Origin of the sequence: Lysobacter sp. cf310 (assembly GCF_900114355.1) — a bacterium.
Classification (GTDB): Bacteria; Pseudomonadota; Gammaproteobacteria; order Xanthomonadales; family Xanthomonadaceae; genus Lysobacter.
Genome location: NZ_FOSS01000003.1, coordinates 716,151 through 734,757 on the forward strand (window position 1 = coordinate 716,151; position 18,607 = coordinate 734,757).

The 18,607-nt window shown below is 69.5% G+C and carries 16 protein-coding genes and 1 pseudogene; 7 read left to right on the forward strand and 10 right to left on the reverse strand.

Annotation, left to right across the window (positions count from 1 at the left end):
• Positions 1–168: 168 nt before the first annotated feature.
• The 8 genes from BMZ45_RS14430 to ffh form a co-directional block, all read right to left on the reverse strand.
• Positions 169–606 carry an RNA-binding S4 domain-containing protein gene (locus BMZ45_RS14430; RefSeq protein ID WP_091637208.1) on the reverse strand — a complete coding sequence of 146 codons (438 nt, stop codon included), beginning with the start codon at positions 604–606 and terminating at the stop codon, positions 169–171.
• Between the two features lie 128 nt (positions 607–734).
• Entirely contained in the window at positions 735–1,100 is a 366-nt protein-coding gene (locus BMZ45_RS14435; RefSeq protein WP_139215524.1) for a hypothetical protein, read from the reverse strand.
• Between the two features lie 290 nt (positions 1,101–1,390).
• A complete protein-coding gene (gene rplS, locus BMZ45_RS14440) occupies positions 1,391–1,783 on the reverse strand; it encodes a 50S ribosomal protein L19 (protein WP_056175799.1) in 393 nt (130 codons plus the stop codon).
• 106 nt (positions 1,784–1,889) lie between these two features.
• A complete protein-coding gene (gene trmD, locus BMZ45_RS14445; RefSeq protein WP_091637210.1) occupies positions 1,890–2,714 on the reverse strand; it encodes a tRNA (guanosine(37)-N1)-methyltransferase TrmD in 825 nt (274 codons plus the stop codon).
• Positions 2,715–2,850: 136 nt separating this feature from the next.
• Entirely contained in the window at positions 2,851–3,366 is a 516-nt protein-coding gene (gene rimM, locus BMZ45_RS14450; RefSeq protein ID WP_091637211.1) for a ribosome maturation factor RimM, read from the reverse strand.
• 54 nt (positions 3,367–3,420) lie between these two features.
• The gene (gene rpsP, locus BMZ45_RS14455; protein WP_091637212.1) at positions 3,421–3,678 is read right to left on the reverse strand and encodes a 30S ribosomal protein S16; all 258 of its coding nucleotides are present in this window, start codon (positions 3,676–3,678) and stop codon (positions 3,421–3,423) included.
• A gap of 222 nt (positions 3,679–3,900) precedes the next feature.
• On the reverse strand, positions 3,901–4,797 hold the full coding sequence (locus tag BMZ45_RS14460) for a hypothetical protein (protein WP_091637213.1): 897 nt from the start codon (positions 4,795–4,797) through the stop codon (positions 3,901–3,903).
• Positions 4,798–5,557: 760 nt separating this feature from the next.
• A complete protein-coding gene (gene ffh / locus BMZ45_RS14465) occupies positions 5,558–6,925 on the reverse strand; it encodes a signal recognition particle protein (protein WP_056175819.1) in 1,368 nt (455 codons plus the stop codon).
• Between the two features lie 159 nt (positions 6,926–7,084).
• Between ffh and ccsA the strand changes: the two genes are divergently transcribed.
• The 6 genes from ccsA (at position 7,085) to BMZ45_RS14495 (ending at position 13,609) form a co-directional block, all read left to right on the forward strand.
• A complete protein-coding gene (gene ccsA, locus BMZ45_RS14470) occupies positions 7,085–7,873 on the forward strand; it encodes a cytochrome C assembly family protein (protein ID WP_091637214.1) in 789 nt (262 codons plus the stop codon).
• 39 nt (positions 7,874–7,912) lie between these two features.
• Positions 7,913–8,581 carry a CPBP family intramembrane glutamic endopeptidase gene (locus BMZ45_RS14475; RefSeq protein ID WP_091637215.1) on the forward strand — a complete coding sequence of 223 codons (669 nt, stop codon included), beginning with the start codon at positions 7,913–7,915 and terminating at the stop codon, positions 8,579–8,581.
• A 164-nt stretch (positions 8,582–8,745) separates the two neighbouring features.
• Positions 8,746–9,204: a MarR family winged helix-turn-helix transcriptional regulator gene (locus BMZ45_RS14480; protein WP_091637216.1), complete on the forward strand. Its 459-nt coding sequence runs from the start codon at positions 8,746–8,748 to the stop codon at positions 9,202–9,204.
• 3 nt (positions 9,205–9,207) lie between these two features.
• Entirely contained in the window at positions 9,208–10,719 is a 1,512-nt protein-coding gene (locus BMZ45_RS14485) for an efflux transporter outer membrane subunit (protein ID WP_091637217.1), read from the forward strand.
• Complete coding sequence (locus tag BMZ45_RS14490) at positions 10,716–11,900, forward strand: efflux RND transporter periplasmic adaptor subunit (RefSeq protein ID WP_091637218.1); 1,185 nt, start codon at positions 10,716–10,718, stop codon at positions 11,898–11,900. Before BMZ45_RS14485 ends, BMZ45_RS14490 begins: the two co-directional genes overlap by 4 nt.
• A gap of 146 nt (positions 11,901–12,046) precedes the next feature.
• Positions 12,047–13,609: a DHA2 family efflux MFS transporter permease subunit gene (locus BMZ45_RS14495; RefSeq protein ID WP_091637219.1), complete on the forward strand. Its 1,563-nt coding sequence runs from the start codon at positions 12,047–12,049 to the stop codon at positions 13,607–13,609.
• Between the two features lie 69 nt (positions 13,610–13,678).
• On the opposite strand, the gene BMZ45_RS14500 is transcribed toward BMZ45_RS14495, so the two are convergent.
• Both BMZ45_RS14500 and BMZ45_RS14505 read right to left on the reverse strand, forming a co-directional pair.
• Entirely contained in the window at positions 13,679–15,394 is a 1,716-nt protein-coding gene (locus BMZ45_RS14500) for a hydrogenase maturation protein (RefSeq protein WP_217643205.1), read from the reverse strand.
• Between the two features lie 290 nt (positions 15,395–15,684).
• Positions 15,685–18,141 carry an XVIPCD domain-containing protein gene (locus tag BMZ45_RS14505; RefSeq protein ID WP_091637220.1) on the reverse strand — a complete coding sequence of 819 codons (2,457 nt, stop codon included), beginning with the start codon at positions 18,139–18,141 and terminating at the stop codon, positions 15,685–15,687.
• Positions 18,142–18,258: 117 nt separating this feature from the next.
• Between BMZ45_RS14505 and BMZ45_RS14510 the strand changes: the two are divergent.
• Positions 18,259–18,607: pseudogene (locus BMZ45_RS14510) on the forward strand (hypothetical protein); the annotation flags it as partial.

An 18,607-nucleotide genomic window follows, 5' to 3' on the forward strand; every position in this document is an offset into this window, starting at 1 on the left:
CGCTCGGCTCCGGCGGCTTGCGCACCGACGCCAGCGACGACTCGATATCCATAGGGCGCTAGCGCTGCCGACTGTGGGAGCGGCGTAAGCCGCGATCGCGCCATCCTGGCGGCGGCGCCGCTCACGCAATGCGACCGGTCCATCAGCGCGGACCAGGCGCGCCCGCCCCTACAACGCGTCGATATCGCCCAGCGCGCGGATCAGACGGCGCGCGCGTTTGTCGGGCTTGGTCTCGGGTGCCTGGTAGCCGTTGCGTTCGGCCACGCGCAAGGCGCGCGCGGCTTCGCGCGCGGCGCGCGAAGCCTCGGTTTCGGCGTACAGGGTCTGGGCGACGCTGGCGGGGCCGCGGGTGTCGCTGAGCGCGAGCACCTGCACCTCGAACAGTTCCTCGCCGCGGGCGATGCGCAGCGCGTCGCCCGCGCGCAAGGCGCGCGAGGCCTTGGCGCGCTGGCCGCCGACCTCGATCTTGCCGGTCTCGATGGCGCTGCGCGCGAGGCTGCGGGTCTTGTAAAAGCGCGCCGCCCACAGCCACAGATCCAGACGCACGCTGGCCGTCGTCGGCGCGGACTCGGGGGAGGAATGCGATTTTTCGGAAGTCGTCTTCATCGGTATCACGGATGCGGCGCTGCGCAGAATGCACGCTAGGCGCGGAGTTCTGAAATCACGGTGAATCGGGGCGACGCAGGGCTATTTCGCGCCGGACTGGAACCACGCGCGCGCCAGTGCGCCGTGGCTCAGATCTCTTCCAAGGCCAAGGTGAATACCCCGGCTTCGCCCGCGTCGAAAGCTTCGCGCCAGATCCGATAGCCCTCCAGATCCTCGTCGGCCACCGGCATCGACCCGATCACGCGCGGCGCGGCCTCGAACACGCGACTGTCGACGATAGGAAAATGGCCGAGCAGCGGCAGGCCCTTGAGTTCGGCCACATCGTCGACGTGCTCGGCCAGAACTTCGTCGTCGGCATTCACGTCGAACTTGCGCAGCGACATCGCCGCACTGCCGTCCGGCAGCGGGTCGATGCGCTGGACCCAGAAGAAACCCCAGAGGCCATCGCTGCGCAGATAGGTACAGATATCGCCCACGGACAAGTTCGGTGGCATGCGTGCGCTCCTGCGCGAGAGTCTTCGGCAACCGCGTCGGCGACGCCATGCGAAGGAATCTAGCGCATGGCGCCATGCCGGACCAAGCTTGCGCCGGTAGCGTAGGTCGCGATCTTTGCGGGCGTGGCGCGCGAAACACCGGGCTACGCACGCGGTGCAGGACCCCGGCCTAGCGATCGAACGCCGCGAGCGGCGCCGAGCCAGACGCCTCATACGGGACAGCGCAAATGAAAACGGCCGCCTCGCGGCGGCCGTTTTCCACGCTGCGCACAAGGCGCGCGACGCGGGAATTACTCGGCGGCGTTCTTGGCGCGCGCGTAGGCGGCCAGGTCTTCCTTGATGCGCGCCTTCTTGCCTTCCAGGCCACGCAGGTAGTACAGCTTGCCCGAGCGGACCTTACCGCGGCGCTTGACGTCGACCGAGTCGATGATCGCGCTGTGGGTCTGGAACACGCGCTCGACGCCGAAGCCGTGCGAGATCTTGCGCACCGTGAACGAGGAGTTCAGGCCGCCGTTCTTCTTCGCGATGACCACGCCTTCGTAGGCCTGGACGCGCTCACGGTTGCCTTCCTTGACCTTCACGTTGACGACGATGGTGTCGCCGGGGCCGAAGTCCGGCAGCTGGCGCTGGACCTGTTCGGCTTCGAAATTCTGCAGCAGGGTGTGGAGCGAGGGCTTGTTCATGGCACGGCCTGTTGGATTAGTTGTTGCGCGAGTGCACGTGGACCCGCGTCATGGCATGGATGGAGCAATGAAGCCGTGCATTATAACGGCCTTTTTCGTTGCGTGACTAGGGCTTAGCCGCTTCGGCCGGAGCCGGCGGGGCCGGATCGCCGCCCTGCCCCCGGTCTTGGGCCGCCCCGGCCGCCGCGGCGACCGCCTGTTCGGCCCGATAAGCGGCCAACAGGCCGCGATCGTCCTTGGACAGGCCGGCTTCGTCCAGTAAATCGGGGCGCCGCTCGGCGGTCCGGCCCAGCGCCTGCTGGCGCCGCCAGCGCGCGATCCGGGCGTGGTTGCCGGACATCAGCACCTCCGGGACCGGGCCCAGCTCGTGCTCGACCGGGCGGGTGTAGTGCGGACAGTCCAGCAGGCCGTCGTCCTCGAAGCTGTCCTGGGCCGCCGATTCGACGTCGTTGAGCACGCCCTCGCGCAGGCGCGCGACCGCGTCCACCACCACCGCCGCCGCCAGTTCGCCGCCGGACAGGACGTAGTCGCCGATCGACAGCTCCTCGTCGACCTCGGCCCGGATCAGGCGCTCGTCCACGCCCTCGTAGCGGCCGCACAGCAGGATCAGGCGCTCGCTGGCGGCCAGCTCGCGGACCTTGGCCTGGGTCAGGCGCGCGCCCTGCGGGCTGAGGTAGATCACCCGCGCCGGCGCCGGATCGGCGGCGCGCGCCGCGCGCAGGCTGGCGCGCAGCGGATCGATCAGCATCACCATGCCAGGGCCGCCGCCGAACGGGCGGTCGTCGACGCGGCGGTAGTTGCCTTCGGCGTAGTCGCGCGGGTTCCAGCCCCGCAACGACAGCAGCCCGCGCTCGGCCGCGCGCCCGACCACGCCGAAGGCCGCGCATTGGGCGACGAATTCGGGGAACAGGCTGACGATGTCGATACGCATGGGCAGACGTGAGCGCAGAGGAGTGAGGACAGAGCGTAAAGGCTACGCCGAACCGGGACCTCCAACGCAAGGGACCGGAGCGACAAACACAGAGGCTGGAAGCATTTGCTCGCTGCTCAGTCCTGAGCGCTCGTTCCTAGAACTCGGGATCCCAGTCCACCGTGACCACGCCGGCCTCGAAATCCACCGAGGTCACGTACTGCGGAATCACGAACGGAATCATGCGCTCGCGCTCGTCGTCGCGCGCGACCAGCACGTCGTTGGCGCCGGTGGCGAACAGGTGCGAGACCTGGCCCAGGGACACACCGTCGACGGTGACCACGCGCAGGCCTTCCAGGTCGACCCAGTAGTACTCGCCCTCGCTGGGCGGCGGCAGCGCCGAACGCGGGACGTAGATTTCGGTGCCGCGCAGGGCCTCGACGGCATCGCGGTCGGCGACATCGGGGAAGCTGGCGACCAGATACTTGCCACTTTCGCGGCCGCGCACGCCCGACAGCTCGCGCTCGCGCCCTTGCGGGTCGCGCACGATCCAGGGCTGGTAGCGGAAGATGGCGCTGCGAGGCTCGGTCCAGGACTCGAGCTTGACCTCGCCGCGCACGCCGAAGGCGCTCAGCACCCTGCCCAGCAGGATGCGACGCGTGGATTCGGTCATTGCGATACGGCCGTGCGGCGGTCGCCGCGCGCGCGAGGCGCGCGGCGAAGTGGCTTAGGCGGCCGGAGCGGCCTTGCCGGCCTGCTTGTAGAGGCTGGCGACCTTCTCGGTCAACTGAGCGCCCTTGCTCACCCAATGCTCGACGCGAGCGATGTCGAGTTCGACGCGCTTCTCGTTGCCGGTAGCGACCGGGTTGTAGAAACCGACGCGCTCGATGTTGCGGCCGTCGCGGGCGCTGCGGCTGTCGGTGACGATGATGTGGTAGAACGGACGCTTCTTGGCGCCGCCACGAGTCAGGCGAATCTTGACCATCTTTACAGTTCCTGTGTTGCCCAGTCGCCGGATTGGCGAGGTAAGCCGGAAATTGTAGCCGATCCGTGGGCTTAGGCAAACTCGCCGCCCGGCCCACACACGCCCGGGTGGCCGCGCCCGGGCCCTGGCGCGGCGGCGGGCCCTCCCTGGCCACGCCGCCTGCCCCTGCCTGAACGGCCGTCCCTGGCCGGCCCCGCCTTCCGTGGTGGGGCCCGATAACGCTTACAACCCGTAGCGGATGCTGCCGCGGAGGGGCTTGTCGGCGCCGTCGCAGAACTGCTCGAAGTCCACGTGGATCCCGATCAGGCGCCCATCGAGGGGGTCGTAACGCACGCCCTTGACCTCGACCTGGCCGCCGCTGATCCAGCCGCAGCGCCCCTGGTTCGGGCGATCGAACACGAACAGCGCACTGGTATCGGTGCCGATGGGCCAGGTGCCCGGCTGCAGCACGCCGCCGGCCGGCGGCCTGAGCTTGGCGCGCCAGACGTCGCGCTGGCCGCTCACGGTGAAGTCCATGTAGTTCGACTCGCCCAGCAGATGGAAGGTGCTGGTATCGCCGAAATAGCTCTTCTGCAGACCCTGGCCGACCGGATCGTCGCCGCCGCTGTCGAGCTTCACCGAGTACGGGGCCACGTTGTGCCGGATCACCGCCGCCAGCACCGGCGCGCCCGCACTGCCGCAGCGCTGCAGCACCGTGGCCTCCAATGCCGCCACCCGCCCCTGCCGATCCAGTTCCAGCTGCTGGATATGGATCTCGCCCCACAGATCGTCGCAACGGCGACCGGCATTGGCCATGTACACGTAGGGCGCGCGGCCGGTACGCAAGGTGGGGTGCTCGGCGTCGTAGTAACGGCCCAGTTCGAACTTGCGCTGCGGCGGCGCCCCCACGGAGACGTACCAGTGGTCGTCGCCGCGGGCGACGGTCAGGCGGATGGAGTGCACGTCGGCCTCCATCGTCATCGTCGAGTCGGTATCGGTGTACACGGCGGACTGGCCCGCACCGACCGGGTCGCCGGCCTGGCTGTGGACGGCGAACACCGTGTCCGCATGCGCGGTAGCGGCGAACAGGCCCGCGAACGCGAGCGCGGCGGTGGTGCAACGGCGGAACATCTTCGTCATAGGCGCTTCACTCCTTGATGATGGCCGCGCCGCCCTTACCCCGGAGCGATGCGGCCTGTGGCGAACCCGCCGGCACTGGCGAGCCGGCGGCCAGTCGGTGGCGACTGCGCGGCGCGTTGCGGTCCTGCATCGCGCTGCAGGGATATGATCGCGTTCGCACGTCTCCGCCATTAAGACGGCGCGCGCCGTCGGTCGGTCGATGCGCGGCGAACGCAATCGCAACGGGCGATACGCGGTTGGTGTACCTATGCGGACACTGCGATCGCGGGCGCTGCGATGTCGCAGCGGCGACGCGGTCGCGGTTCCTCTCGTATCGATCGCGGCTTACGCCGCTCCCACAGAAGGCAGGGGTTGCGCTGCTTTGGGGTAGGAGCGGCGTAAGCCGCGACCGCGCGATGGCGATGGCGATGGCGATGGCGCCGAAAGCCTCGCCGGCTGCGCGCCTGATTCGTCGCTACATCACAGGGCGTTCGACGCAAGGCCCCGACCCGGCTTGGCACACGGGATGCCGGGGCTCGGCCTGGATCCGATCGCGGCTCACGCCGCTCCTACCCCAAGGCCGCGCGCCCGCTATCTGTGGGAGCGGCGTGAGCCGCGATTGCGCGACTTCATGCGCCGACGCGGTCGCGGCTCGCGCCGCTCCTACAGCAGGCAGCGGCCGCCCTTGGGCGCAAGAGCGGTGGCCTTGCGAAGCGTTCGCGCAAACGAAAACGGCGGCCAGTGGCCGCCGTTTAGGTGTTGGCGCGCCGGCGCCGGACGATCAGCGGAACGGCATGCCGCCGCGGCCGCCCATCATGCCCTTCATGCCACGCATCAGGCCCTTCATGCCGCCGCCGGAGAGCTTGCTCATCATCTTTTCCATCTGCTGGAACTGCTTCATGAGCTTGTTGACGTCGGCCGGGGTCATGCCCGAGCCCTTGGCGATGCGCGCGCGACGCGAGCCGTTGAGCAGCGCCGGATTGCGACGCTCCTTCTTGGTCATCGAGTTGATGATCGCGACCATGCGCGGCACTTCCTTGCCGGTGACCTGGTTCTTGACCGCCTCGGGGATCTGGCCCATGCCCGGCAGCTTGTCCATGAGCCCGTGCAGGCCGCCCATGTTCTGCATCTGCTCGAGCTGGTCCTTCATGTCGTTGAGGTCGAACTTCTTGCCCTTGGCGACCTTCTCGGCGAGCTTCTGCGCCTTGTCCTTGTCGACCTGCTGCTCGACCTGCTCGACCAGCGACAGCACGTCGCCCATGTCGAGGATGCGGCTGGCGACGCGGTCGGGGTGGAACACGTCCAGGCCGTCGGGCTTCTCGCCGACGCCGATGAACTTGATCGGACGGCCGGTGATGTAGCGCACCGACAGCGCGGCGCCGCCGCGCGCGTCGCCGTCGGTCTTGGTCAGGACCACGCCGGTCAGCGGCAACGCTTCGCTGAAGTGCTTGGCGGTGACCGCGGCGTCCTGGCCGGTCATGGAGTCGACCACGAACAGGGTTTCCACCGGCGAGACCGCGGCGTGCAGGGCCTTGATCTCGGCCATCATCGCTTCGTCGATGCTGGTGCGGCCGGCGGTATCGACGATCAGCACGTCGACGTAGGACTTGCGCGCGTCGTCGATGGCGGCGCGCACGATCGCTTCGGGCTTCTGGTCGGCGCTGGAGGCGAAGAACAGCACGTCGACCTGTTCGGCCAGGGTCTTGAGCTGCTCGATCGCGGCCGGACGGTAGACGTCGGCCGAGACCACCATGACCTTCTTCTTGCGGCGTTCCTTGAGGTGCTTGGCGAGCTTGGCGACGGTGGTGGTCTTGCCCGCGCCCTGCAGGCCGGCCATCAGGATCACCGCCGGCGCCGGCACGTTGAGATTGAGGTCGGCGGCCTGCGAACCCATGACCGCGGTGAGCTCGTCGCGCACCACCTTGATCAGGGCCTGGCCCGGGGTCAGCGACTTCAGCACTTCCTGGCCGACCGCGCGCACCTTGATGCGCTCGATCAGGGCCTGCACCACCGGCAGCGCGACGTCGGCCTCGAGCAGGGCGATGCGGACCTCGCGGGTGGCCTCGCGGATGTTCTCCTCGGTCAGCCGGCCGCGGCCGCGCAGGCGCTCGATGGTGCCGGACAGGCGTTGGGTCAGGGATTCGAACATGGGCGGGCGGATCGGCTGGACGACGGGGCCGCAAGTATAGCGGCGCATGGGAAAGATCAGGAGTGAGCGCAGAGAAGTGAGAAGTGAGTAAGGGCCTGTTTTCGCTCACTTCTCACTTCTCTGCGCTCACTTCTAGCCTTCGTATGCCACACTGCGGCGATGACAATCGTTCTCATCGCCGTGGTCCTCTATCTGGTCGCCGCCGGGCTGCTGGCCGCGGCCGTGCGCAAGGACGGCGGGCGCAAGGCCCGGTTGTGGCTGCTGCCGGCCGACCTGGCGGTGCTGCTGCACGGCGCCGCGCACCTGATGGCCTGGAAGCTCGCCGGCGGCGCCGACCTGCACTTCTTCGCCGCCCTGTCCCTGGTCGGGCTGGGCATGGCGGTGCTGACCGCGGTGGTCGGCGCGTCCGGGCGCATGGCCGCGCTGGGCGTGGTGGTGTTCCCGCTCGCGGCGCTGACCCTGATCGGCTACCACGCCTACGGCCACGTGCTGGCCGAGCCGCTGGACTGGCGCCTGCAGCTGCACGCCTGGTTCGCCCTGCTCGCCTACGCCACCCTCGCGATCGCGGCCCTGCTGGCGACGATGCTGTGGCTGCAGGAGCGCGCACTGCGACGGCGCGAGTTCCACGGCTGGCTGCGCGGCCTGCCGCCGCTGGTGGAGCTGGAAACCCTGCTGTTCCGCACCATCGCGGTCGGCTTCGTGCTGCTCACCGCGACCCTGCTGACCGGCCTGCTGTTCGTCGAGAACCTGCTGGCCCAGCACCTGGTGCACAAGACCGCGCTGAGCGTGTTGTCGTGGCTGGCCTTCGGCGGCCTGCTGATCGGCCGCTGGCGCTACGGCTGGCGCGGCGGCACCGCGGTGCGCTGGACCCTGGCCGCGATGGCGCTGCTGGTGCTGGCGTTCTTCGGCAGCAAGTTCGTGCTGGAGCTGGTCCTGCAGCGGACCTGAGTCCACCGCCCTCTCGCACCACCGCAATCGGAATCGCGCATGCAGGACTGGATCCGCTCGCTGTCGCCGCGCAGCGAGTTCGTGGCGGTGATCGGGCTGGCGTTCGGCTGGGCATTGCTGTCCAGCCTGCAGAGCGTGCTGTCCGGCGCGCCCGCGCAGACCGACACGGCCTACACCTACGGCGCCGCCGACCTGTGGAGCGTGCTCATCGTCGAACTGACGGTGATCGCGATGCTCGGTTATTTCCTGCGCCTGCGCGGCTGGACGATGGCGCATTTCGGGCCGCCGGCGCAGACCGGCGATGCGGTGCCCGCGCTGGTCCTGGTGGCGGCGTCGATACTGTCGTACCAGGTGCTGGCGGCGCTGGCGCTGTCCAGCGGCACCGCGCTCAAGCCCGTGCAGATGGCGCCCGACGTGGGCTGGACGGCGATCCTGGCGACCTCGGCGGTGAACGGCTTCTACGAGGAGATCTTCGTTTGCGGCTACGTGCTGGTGGCCCTGCGCGAACGCTGGGGCCTGTGGCCGGCGATCCACGTCAGCACCGCGATCCGGGTCGCCTACCACCTCTATCAGGGCTCGGCCGCGGTGCTGGGCATCGTGCCGGTGGGCCTGCTGTTCGCCGGCTGGTACGCCCGCACCGGACGGCTATGGCCGGTGATCCTGGCCCATGTGTTGCTGGACGTGATCGCGCTGGCCGCGCTGGCCTGAGCGAAGAACACGTCACATCTAACTGATTTATTTAAATTAATTTCCGTCGAGCGCCGGGCGACAGGCGCTGGGCGGGCACGGACGCGCGCCCGCGACACGGCGTTCCATTGACGTAACAATATTTGCATTGACAACTATTGCACGGGGTAGCAATATGCCGCCCCATGAAGACCGCCCCTCCCCCGATCGCCTGCAGCGGCTCCACCCTGGGCCTGCTGTTCCGCCAGGTCCGCGACGCCATGTGGGCGCAGATGGAGCGCGAGCTGGCCGCCGCCGGCCATGAGCTCACGTTCAGCCAGTACATCACCCTGAAGAAGCTCGCCGACGGCACCGCCGGCGTGACCGACCTGGCGCGCGCCGCCGAACTCAACCCCGGCGCCATGACCCGCCTGCTCGACCGGCTGGAAGCGCGCGGCCTGGTCGCGCGGGTCGCCGATCCGTCGGATCGCCGGGCTTTGAACATTCATCTGACCGACGCCGGTATGACGATCTGGCAGGACATCAACAAGTGCGGCCAGCGCGTGCGCGAGCAGGCGTTGAGCGGCATGAGCGATCTAGAACGCGAAACCCTCACGCGCCTGCTCGAGCAGGTGCGCGACAACCTCACTCCCTCCGGTTCCTGAGCCATGAACATCCCTGTCTCGACCACTGCCGCCGCGCCGCCGCGACGCGCGCTGCGCCCCCTGCTCACCGCGCTCGCCGCGGCGCTGATCCTGGCCGGCTGCGCCAGCACCCACGGCCTGGCCCCCGAAGGCCGCGCGCTCGACGCCGACGCGTTGGAGAGCCAGCGCAGCCTGGGCGCCTACGCGGTGTCCGACGCCGCCTTCCCGAAGCAGGACTGGTGGACCGCGCTGGGCGATGCCCAACTCGACAGCCTGATCGCCGAAGCCCTGGCCGGCACGCCCAGCCTGGACGCCGCCGATGCGCGCGTGCGCCAGGCGATCGCGCAGGCCGGCCTGGCCGACGCCGCGCGCAAGGCCACCGTCGGCGCCAGCGCCCAGTACGCGGGCGTGCGCATTCCCGAGACCGTCGCCCCGGAACCGCTGGGCGGCCACTACAGCGGCGTCGAACTGCTGTCGCTGAGCTTCAAGTACAGCCCCGACCTGTGGGGCGGCCATCGCGCGCGTTGGGAGTCGGCCCTGGGCCAGGCCCGCGCCGCCGAAGTCGAAGCCCAGGCCGCGCGTCTGACCCTGTCGTCCAACATCGCGCGCGCCTACGTCGCGCTGGCGCAGGCGCATGCGGCGCAGGACGTCGCGGTCGCCGAAAAGGAACGCGCCAGCCGCCTGCTCGGCCTCGGCCGTCAGCGCGTCAAGGCCGGTCTGGACAACCAACTGCAGATCCGCAACGCCGAAAGCACGGTCGCCTCCGCCGAACAGCAGGCGCAAGCGGCGCAGCAGCAGATCGACGCCGCCCGCAACGCGATCGCCGCGCTGCTGGGCAAGGGCCCGGACCGCGGCCAGAGCATCGCCAAGCCGGCCCTGCTGAGCGCGTCCGCGCCGGCGATCCCGGCGGTCGCATCGAGCGAACTGTTGGGCCACCGCCCCGACGTGGTCGCCGCGCGCTGGCGCGTGGAAGCGGCCGCGCACGGCATCGACGCGAGCAAGGCCGACTTCTATCCGACCGTGAACCTCAGCGCCATGATCGGCCTGGCCTCCGGCGGCCTGTCCGACCTGTTCTCCAGCGACGCCCTGCTGCTGCAAGGCGGCCCGGCCATCAGCATGCCGATCTTCGACGGCGGCCGTCTGCGCAATCAGCTGGCCAAGAGCGACGCCGATTACGACCTCGCCGTCGCCAACTACAACCAGAGCCTGGTCGGCGCGTTGCGCGAAGTCGCCGACGCCCTGCAGGCCGCGCGTTCGCTGGACGCGCAGCTGGTCTCCGCGCAACAGGCGCGCGACGCCGCGCAGTCGGCCTGGCAACTGGCCACGGCGCGCTATCGCGGCGGCCTGGGCACCCAGCTCGACGTGCTGGCCGCGCAACGCCCGCTGCTGCAGTTGGACCAGCAGATCGTGACCCTGCGCGCGCAGCGCCTGAGCGCTTCGATCGAACTCGATCGCGCGCTCGGCGGCGGACTCCAGCTCGCCGCCCCCACCACCGCCATCTCCAATTCCGACATCGCCAAGGCCTCCACGCCATGACCACCGAAATCAATCCGCAAGCCGCGGCCCCGGCCGCGCCGACCAACGGCAAGCGCCGCAAGTTCCTGCTCCTCCTGCTGGCCGTGGTGGTGATCGCCGCGATCGGCTGGACGGCCTGGTATCTGCTGGTCGCGCGCTGGCACCAGGACACCGACGATGCCTACGTGCAGGGCAACATCGTCAGCATCACCCCGCAGTCGATCGGCACCGTGGTCAGCATCGGCGCCGACGACGGCATGAAGGTGACGGCCGGCCAGGTGCTGGTGCAGCTCGATCCCAACGACGCCCAGGTCGCCTACGAACAGGCGGTCGCAAACCTCGCCAACACGGTGCGCCAGGTGCGCGGCCTGTACAGCGCGGTCGATGCCGGCCAAGCCGATCTGAGCGCGCGCGAAGTCGCGGTGCAGAAGGCGCGCGCCGACGTCAAGCGTCGCGAGGGCCTGGTCGCCAGCGGCGCGGTCTCGGCCGAGGAGCTGGCCCACGCGCGCGACGAACTCGCCGCCGCCGAAGCCACCCTGTCGTCCTCGCGCGGCACCCTGTCGCGCAACCGCGCGCTGGTCGACGCCACCACCCTGGGCAAGCAGCCGCAGGTCGCCGCCGCCGCCGCGCAGCTGCGCCAGGCCTACCTCAACCTGCAGCGCGCCGCCATCGTCGCACCGGTCTCCGGCTACGTCGCCAAGCGCAACGTGCAGCTGGGCCAACGCGTGCAGCCCGGCGCCACGCTGATGACCATCGTGCCGCTGGAGCAGGTCTGGGTGGACGCGAACTTCAAGGAAACCCAGCTCAACAACATGCGCATCGGCCAGCCGGTCGAGCTGCATTCGGACCTCTACGGCAGCGACGTGGCCTTCGAAGGCAAGGTCGCCGCGATCGGCATGGGCACCGGCAGCGCGTTCGCCCTGCTGCCGGCGCAGAACGCCAGCGGCAACTGGATCAAGATCGTGCAGCGCGTGCCGGTGCGCATCGAGGTCGATCGCAAGCAGGTGCTCGAACACCCGCTGCGCCTGGGCCTGAGCATGCACGTCGACGTCAACATCCGCGGCCAGGACGGCGCGATGCTGGCCGGCTCGACCCCGGCCAAACCGGTGCTGACCACCGACGCCTACGCCAAGCAGATCGCCGACGCCGACGCGCTGATCGAGAAGATCGTCAACGACAACCTGCCCAACCGCCACGGCTGAGCGCAGGGCGCGCGGGCCCGTCCCGCGCCCTCGCGCCCGCTCGAAGCGCCGGGCGCCCTCGCCCAACCGCAGTCCGGTGTCGCGGCTGATCGCGACACCGCCCCGTCAGCGACGAACGCCGCGCCACTCTTTCTCAAGGCCGTTCCATGTCCGCCACCGCCACCGCAGCCGCGCCCGCCCCACAAGCCGGCTTCCGGCCACCGAACATCCCGCTGACCACGCTCGGCCTCGCGCTGGCGTCGTTCATGCAGGTGCTCGACCTGACCATCGCCAACGTCTCGCTGCCGACCATCTCCGGCAATCTGGGCGGCAGCGCCAACCAGGCGACCTGGGTAATCACCTCGTTCGCGGTCAGCAACGCCATCGCGTTGCCGCTGACCGGCTGGCTGACCCGCCACTTCGGCGAGCGCAAGCTGTTCGTGTGGGCGACTTTTTTGTTCGTGATCGCCTCCCTGCTGTGCGGCCTGGCCAACAGCATGGGCCTGCTGGTCGCCGCGCGCGCGCTGCAGGGCTTCGTCGCCGGCCCGATGTACCCGATCACCCAGGCCCTGCTGATCTCGATCTATCCACCGCACAAACGCGGACAAGCGATCGCGTTGCTGGCGATGGTCACCGTGGTCGCGCCGATCGCCGGCCCCATCCTCGGCGGCTGGATCACCGACAACTACAGCTGGGAATGGATCTTCTTCATCAACGTGCCGATCGGCATCTTCGCCAGCCTGGTGGTCGGCAGCCAGCTGCGCGGCCGCCCGGAGAAGCTGGAAAAGCCGAAGATGGACTACGTCGGCCTGATCACCCTGGTGATCGGCGTCGGCGCCCTGCAGATCCTGCTCGACCTGGGCAACGACGAGGACTGGTTCCGCTCCAACCTGATCGTGATCCTGGCGATCGTGTCGGCGATCGCGCTGGCGGTGTTCGTGATCTGGGAGCTCACTGACAAGGACCCGATCGTCAACCTGCGCCTGTTCCGGCACCGCAATTTCGCCGCCGGCACGGCGGCCATGGTGATCGCCTACGCGGCCTTCTTCGCGGTCGGCATCCTGGTGCCGCTGTGGCTGCAGCGCAATCTGGGTTTCACCGCGATCTGGGCAGGGTTCGCGACCGCGCCGATCGGCATATTGCCGGTGTTGCTGACGCCGTTCGTGGGCCGCTACGCGCATAAGTTCGATCTGCGCTGGCTGGCCACCTTCGCCTTCATCGCGATGTCGCTGACCAGCTTCGCGCGCTCGGGCTTCAACCTCGACGTCGACTTCAACCACATCGCGATGGTGCAGCTGTTCCAGGGCTTCGGCGTGGCGCTGTTCTTCATGCCGGTGCTGCAGATCCTGCTGTCGGACCTGCAGCCGCACGAAATCGCGGCCGGCTCCGGTCTGGCGACCTTCATGCGCACCCTGGGCGGCAGCTTCGCGGCCTCGCTGACCACCTACGCCTGGACCGAGCGCGGCGCGGTCCACCACGCCCATCTCACCGAAAAGCTGTCGGCCTACGATCCCAATCTGATCGAGACCGCCACCCGCATGGGCGGCGGCAACCTGCAGACCGGCGCTGCGATGCTGGAGCGGATGATCTCCAACCAGGCCGCGCAAATCGGCTTCAACGAGATCTTCCACCTGCTCGGCCTGATCTTCCTGGCGGTGATCGTGTTCGTCTGGTTCGCCAAGCCGCCGTTCCAGGCCAAGGTCGGCGCGGCCGCGGCCGGCGGCCACTGAGCCCAGCCACCAGCGCATGAAGGAAGGGCCGGGTTATCCCGGCCCTTCGCATTTGCGCCTGGCGCTGCGTCAGGCCGGCGAGGCGGTCTCGCGCGAATCGCGCGTGTCGTGCGCGGGCTCGCTCGCGGGCGCCGGCGCGCCCTTGCGCACGAAGCGGCGGCGCGCATCGTGGTAGGCCGGGTCGGGACCGAAGAAGTTGCGGTACATGTGGCTGAGCTCTTCGGCCGCGTAACTCTCCAGCGGCTTGCGACGCTCGTCGCCGTTGCGGCGTCGGCGCTTGAGGCCCATCGCCTTGCGCCAGGCTTCGGGCTCGGCCAGGACCCGCGCACGCGCTTCCACCTCGCTGCGAAAGCCGGCCCCGTCCTCGCCGAACGCGGCATCGATCAGGCCGATGCGCGCGGCATGTTCGCTGGTCAGCGGGCGCAGGCTTTCGGTGAGCTCCAGCGCGCGCGCCGCACCGACCCGGCGCGGCATCAGATAGGTCCAGTACTCCGAGCCGTACAGGCCGCCCATGCCTTGGTAGTGCGGGTTCAACACCAGCCCGCCGCGCGCCCACACCTGGTCGGCGGCCAGCGCCAGCACCACGCCGCCGGCGCCGGCGTTGCCCTGCATGGCCGCGACCACGCGATGGCTGTCGGTGAGCACGATCTCGCGCACCAGCGCGTTCATGGCCAGGATGTTGCGCCACGATTCCAGCGCCGGATCGCTCGCGGCTTCGATCTGGTTGAGGTGGATGCCGTTGCTCCACACATCGCGGCCGCCCATCAACGCGATCACCTTGGTCGGCCGCTGACGCGCATGCAGATACGCCGCGCGCAGGCGCTCGCATTGCCGGGTCGACATGGCGCCGTTGTAGAAATCGAAATGCAGGTAGCCGACCTCGCCGTCCTCGCGGTAGCGGATGTCGCGCCAGGTGTCCGGCCCATCGGCCGCGTCGATCTCGATCGGCCGCTCCGGCACCTTGCTCATGCGCCGGCGTCCCAGCACCTGCGCCGCCGGCAGCTTGATGCCCTCCTTGGCGCGCAGATGACCCAGCCACAGCGCGCCATCGCCGCTGCCCACGCAAACCGCGCCTTCGCGCTGCGCCAGCAACTCGCCGGGACGCCCGCGCAGCGTCGCTTCCGGCCAGGCGTCGTAGAGCTGACAAGGCAGACCGGCGAGCAGCGCGCGCGCGCCGGGCGCGCTGTCGCCGCAGCGCACGCGCCGCAGAATGGTCGCGCTGGGCAGGTCCCAATCGACGGCACGATCGGCCGCGCGCATCGACGGACGCAGCCGTCCCCGCACATCGGCATCGCGGTAGTCGAGCGAGCGCGGCGTGTGCAGACCGGACGCGTAGCGTTCGATCGCCTGCAACAGCGCACGCATCGCGGCCTGCGCGACTTCGTGGCGGTACAGTTCGCTCTTGCCGATCTCGCGCATCGGGAAGTTCGCGCTGGCCCAGATATCGCCGGCGTCCATCTCCGCCGCCGCCTGCAGCACGGTCACGCCCCACTCGCGCTCGCCTTCCAGGATCGCCCAGTCCAGCGAGGACGGACCGCGATCGCCGACGATGCCGGGATGCACGATCAGGCAGGTGGTTCGGTTCCAGACGGCCTCGGGTATCGCCGATTTCAGCATCGGCGCCACGATCAGGTCGGGGCGCTCGCGCTGCGCCGCCTGCTGCATGGTTTCGGGGTCGCTGGCGACTTGGATGACGACGTCGTGGCCCAGTTCCGACAACCGGCACGAGACCAGTTGCGTCAGCCCATTGCACGCCGTGCACAGAAGCAGAATGCGCAGTGCCATCGAACATTCCTTGTTCGTCCGTGTGAACTCACTGTCGACCAAGGCCGACAGGCAAACTCGCTCCCTAGTCACATTTCCTACGAGTTATATGTGCCGAACCGGTCAAAATCGGACGGCGGTCGGATTCGCGGTCGCAGGCCGGTCTGGGAATGGCGGCGGCCTGGGTTCCGGCAGGCGTGGGCGACACGAAGCCGACGGGCGCGTCGTCGGAACACGCGACCGGGCGCTGGCGCAGGACGTCGAAAGATGGGCCGCGCCGCGCAAACGCGCGACGCGGGAAAGACCGAGGCTCAGGCCCGACGCGCGGCGCGTTCGGCGGTCTGCGGATCCTGGCTTGGATCCTGGGTCTGAGACTGGGCCTGATTCGGCGCGCGCGCGGCTTCGATCTCGGCCGCGCGCTGGGTGCTCTCGCGCAAGGGCGTGTCCATGCCGCGCGCGGTTTCGACGCTGGCGTTGAGACGCGCGGGATCGTCCAGCCGGCCCTGCACCGCGAACACGCGGCTGGCGTCGCGGCTGAGCTCGACGTGGTTGATCTCCTGCATGCCGCTGCGCATCGCCGCGACCGCGAGCGAGCCGGCAAGCTGGTCGCTGCGCGGATCGGGGGTGCGATCGAAGCGCGCGTCCAAGGCGTACACGCCCTCGGCCGCGCCGCGGTACAGCGGATACTGCGAATGACGCGGATCGTTGAGCAGCACGCCGTCGCCCTGCGGGTTCGCGTTGGCGCCGCGCGCGCCCGGAGTCGCCTGCGGCACGATCGGGCTGTCCTGCGTCGGCGGTACGATCGTCTGCGGCAGGCGTTGCGCGGCCGCACGTTCCATTTCGCGGGTGCGGAAATCCAGGCTGGGCAGCACGGTGTCGATCATGCCGTGGCGCTGCACCGCTTCGCCCGCGGCCTGGCCGATGTTGTCGAACAGCACCTTGGTCTGGACGATGTTGCCGATGCCGCCCGGACGGGTCGGATCGAAGGTGACCGCGGCGCCGCCGACGCCGGCCACGGTCGCGCCGGTCAGGGCGAAGCCCAGCGGCGCGTAGCTGGTGGTGCGGCGGATCTGGTAGCCGGTGGCATCGAGCGTGGCATCGATGGAATGCCCCGCGCCGTCGGCGCCGCGACGCACGTGGGCGCCGACCGCGTCGGCGGTCTGCTCGATCGCGCGCGCGCCCTGGCTGGCGCCCGCGCGCGTGTTGTTGGCCGCCTGCTGCGAACCGCTCAGGGCCGCGCGCGCTTCGCCGCGCTGGGTCTCGCAGTACTGCGCGGTGGCGCGGTCGCGCTGATCGGCGATGTCGTTGAGCATCGGCACCCAGCGCCCGGCGCCGCGCAGGAAGGTATTGGTAGCGCTGTTGGTCCACTTGGCGCCTTCGCACTGGACCATGTCGACGGCGGCCGCCGCGCGTCCGGACACCAGTTGCACCTGGGCCACCGCCTCGCTGCCGGTGCGCACCTGCCAGCCGGCGATCTGGCCAACCGTATGCGTGCCGGCCTGGGCCGCGCGACCGCTCATCTGCAGGCTCACGCGTGCGCCGTCGCCGGCCAGGTCCAATCCTCGATCGGCCACGCGCCCGCCACCGGCGACCACTTCACCGGCCTGACGCCCGACCTGGGCGCCGGCCAGCGATACCGTGGCCACGCGCAGCAGCGGACCGGCGAACTCGCCGGCCTGCCCCAGCGACATCGCCTGCGGTCGGTCGATCAGGCTGCCCTGGGCGTCGCGCGTCTTCGGCGTCAGCAAGGGCTGCACCTGGCCCGCCGCCAGCGGCATGTCGCGCAGCGCGCGGTTGCCCGACTGTGTCGCCAGCGCATCGACCAGACCGCGCGCGTCGGCCTGGGCCTCGCGGCTGTAAGGCAGGTGCTGCGCGAGCTGCTGGCCCAGCAGCTCTTTCGCGCCCGGCAGGCGCATCAGTTCCGAAGCCTGGTTGGCGACGCGACCGAGTTCGGCGCGGCGCTGACCGTTCATGCGGTCGATGCTGGTCTGCACGTCGGTGAGCACTTCGCCGGTGACCTGGTAGGCCACGACGGTCTGATTGGGGTTGTGGACGGTCAGGCCGTTCTGGTCGGCGTAGCGTTGCGCGGTGGCCTGATGCAGGCCGGCGGCGTTGAAGGTTGTGGCGGGCACGCCGGTAATGGCCGAGCCGGCGGAGGCCATGCCGCCGCCCAGGGAGTGGCCGACGATTTCGAAGTTGCCGCGGATGCCCGACTGATTCACCGCCGTGGCCAGGGTCATCGCCCGAGTGTAGTAATCGCTTTCCAGGCCCAGGCCCTGTCGGCCGTTGTTCATCCAATCCTCCGGAGCCGATTCGCGAGTGACCTGCTTGCCGCCCTCGTCGAATACGACCGGACCGTTGGAGCCTTTGTAACTGAGCACGGGCCTGGCGTCGGGGCCCAACACATTGGGATCGGGGAGATAAATCTCGGCGCGGAACGCGGAATCGTTGGGCTGCAGATAGCGGTCGATTTCGCTATTGCTCATATCGAATCCCGCCCTGCGCAACAGATCCGGATGCTCGCTGCCGCGCAGCCATCCCGGCGGCGGCTGACCCGCATGCTCGGCGGCGCGATAAACATCGGAGGCCAGTCCAGCCATTTCGCGGGCGTGGTACTGACGCTGCAGAGCGTCGGCTTGGCTGCCCAATTCGCGGTCGCCGCTGGCCCGCATCGACGCCAGCAGCGCCTGCTGCTCGCGCAATTGAGCGATCTTTTCCTCGGCCGTGCGCGGGGTTTGCGACGGGAGGTCCTGCTCGGGCGTGGACATGGCGGTTCTATCCCTGAACGGCGCTAAGCTCGGCCCGAAACTGCCACTTCGCCCCGCCCCTGTCAAACGTCGGCTTTGTTACATTCGGGCCGCCCCACGCCAAGGACGACCGCCACCATGACGCTGCCGCTACCGCCCTCGCCGCTGCGCCGCTGGACGCTGGCCGGCCTGATGCTGTGCGCCCTGACCGCATGCTGGGCGATGCCCCCCTCGGGCGGCGACCGGTTGCCCTGGGACCCGGGCGACTACTTCGAGGGCCCGGCCCTGCAATTGGCGGTCGCCAGCGACCGTCGCAAGGCCGAGCAGATCCGCTGGATGATCCACGAAAAAGGCATCAATCCCGATCATTTATTCGACAAGGGCGACATGCCGCTGGTGGCCTGGCCGGTGTTCAATGAGAACCCCGAAGGCCTGCGCCTGCTGCTGGAGAACGGCGCCGACCCGAATGCGCGCAAGCACGAGCCGG

Bases quoted from the DNA above. Each gene is read 5' to 3' on its own strand.
- BMZ45_RS14430 (WP_091637208.1), bottom strand. From the start codon at position 606: ATGAAGACGACTTCCGAAAAATCGCATTCCTCCCCCGAGTCCGCGCCG.
- BMZ45_RS14435 (WP_139215524.1), bottom strand. From the start codon at position 1,100: ATGCCACCGAACTTGTCCGTGGGCGATATCTGTACCTATCTGCGCAGC.
- rplS (WP_056175799.1), bottom strand. From the start codon at position 1,783: ATGAACAAGCCCTCGCTCCACACCCTGCTGCAGAATTTCGAAGCCGAA.
- trmD (WP_091637210.1), bottom strand. From the start codon at position 2,714: ATGCGTATCGACATCGTCAGCCTGTTCCCCGAATTCGTCGCCCAATGC.
- rimM (WP_091637211.1), bottom strand. From the start codon at position 3,366: ATGACCGAATCCACGCGTCGCATCCTGCTGGGCAGGGTGCTGAGCGCC.
- rpsP (WP_091637212.1), bottom strand. From the start codon at position 3,678: ATGGTCAAGATTCGCCTGACTCGTGGCGGCGCCAAGAAGCGTCCGTTC.
- BMZ45_RS14460 (WP_091637213.1), bottom strand. From the start codon at position 4,797: ATGACGAAGATGTTCCGCCGTTGCACCACCGCCGCGCTCGCGTTCGCG.
- ffh (WP_056175819.1), bottom strand. From the start codon at position 6,925: ATGTTCGAATCCCTGACCCAACGCCTGTCCGGCACCATCGAGCGCCTG.
- ccsA (WP_091637214.1), top strand. From the start codon at position 7,085: ATGACAATCGTTCTCATCGCCGTGGTCCTCTATCTGGTCGCCGCCGGG.
- BMZ45_RS14475 (WP_091637215.1), top strand. From the start codon at position 7,913: ATGCAGGACTGGATCCGCTCGCTGTCGCCGCGCAGCGAGTTCGTGGCG.
- BMZ45_RS14480 (WP_091637216.1), top strand. From the start codon at position 8,746: ATGAAGACCGCCCCTCCCCCGATCGCCTGCAGCGGCTCCACCCTGGGC.
- BMZ45_RS14485 (WP_091637217.1), top strand. From the start codon at position 9,208: ATGAACATCCCTGTCTCGACCACTGCCGCCGCGCCGCCGCGACGCGCG.
- BMZ45_RS14490 (WP_091637218.1), top strand. From the start codon at position 10,716: ATGACCACCGAAATCAATCCGCAAGCCGCGGCCCCGGCCGCGCCGACC.
- BMZ45_RS14495 (WP_091637219.1), top strand. From the start codon at position 12,047: ATGTCCGCCACCGCCACCGCAGCCGCGCCCGCCCCACAAGCCGGCTTC.
- BMZ45_RS14500 (WP_217643205.1), bottom strand. From the start codon at position 15,394: ATGGCACTGCGCATTCTGCTTCTGTGCACGGCGTGCAATGGGCTGACG.
- BMZ45_RS14505 (WP_091637220.1), bottom strand. From the start codon at position 18,141: ATGTCCACGCCCGAGCAGGACCTCCCGTCGCAAACCCCGCGCACGGCC.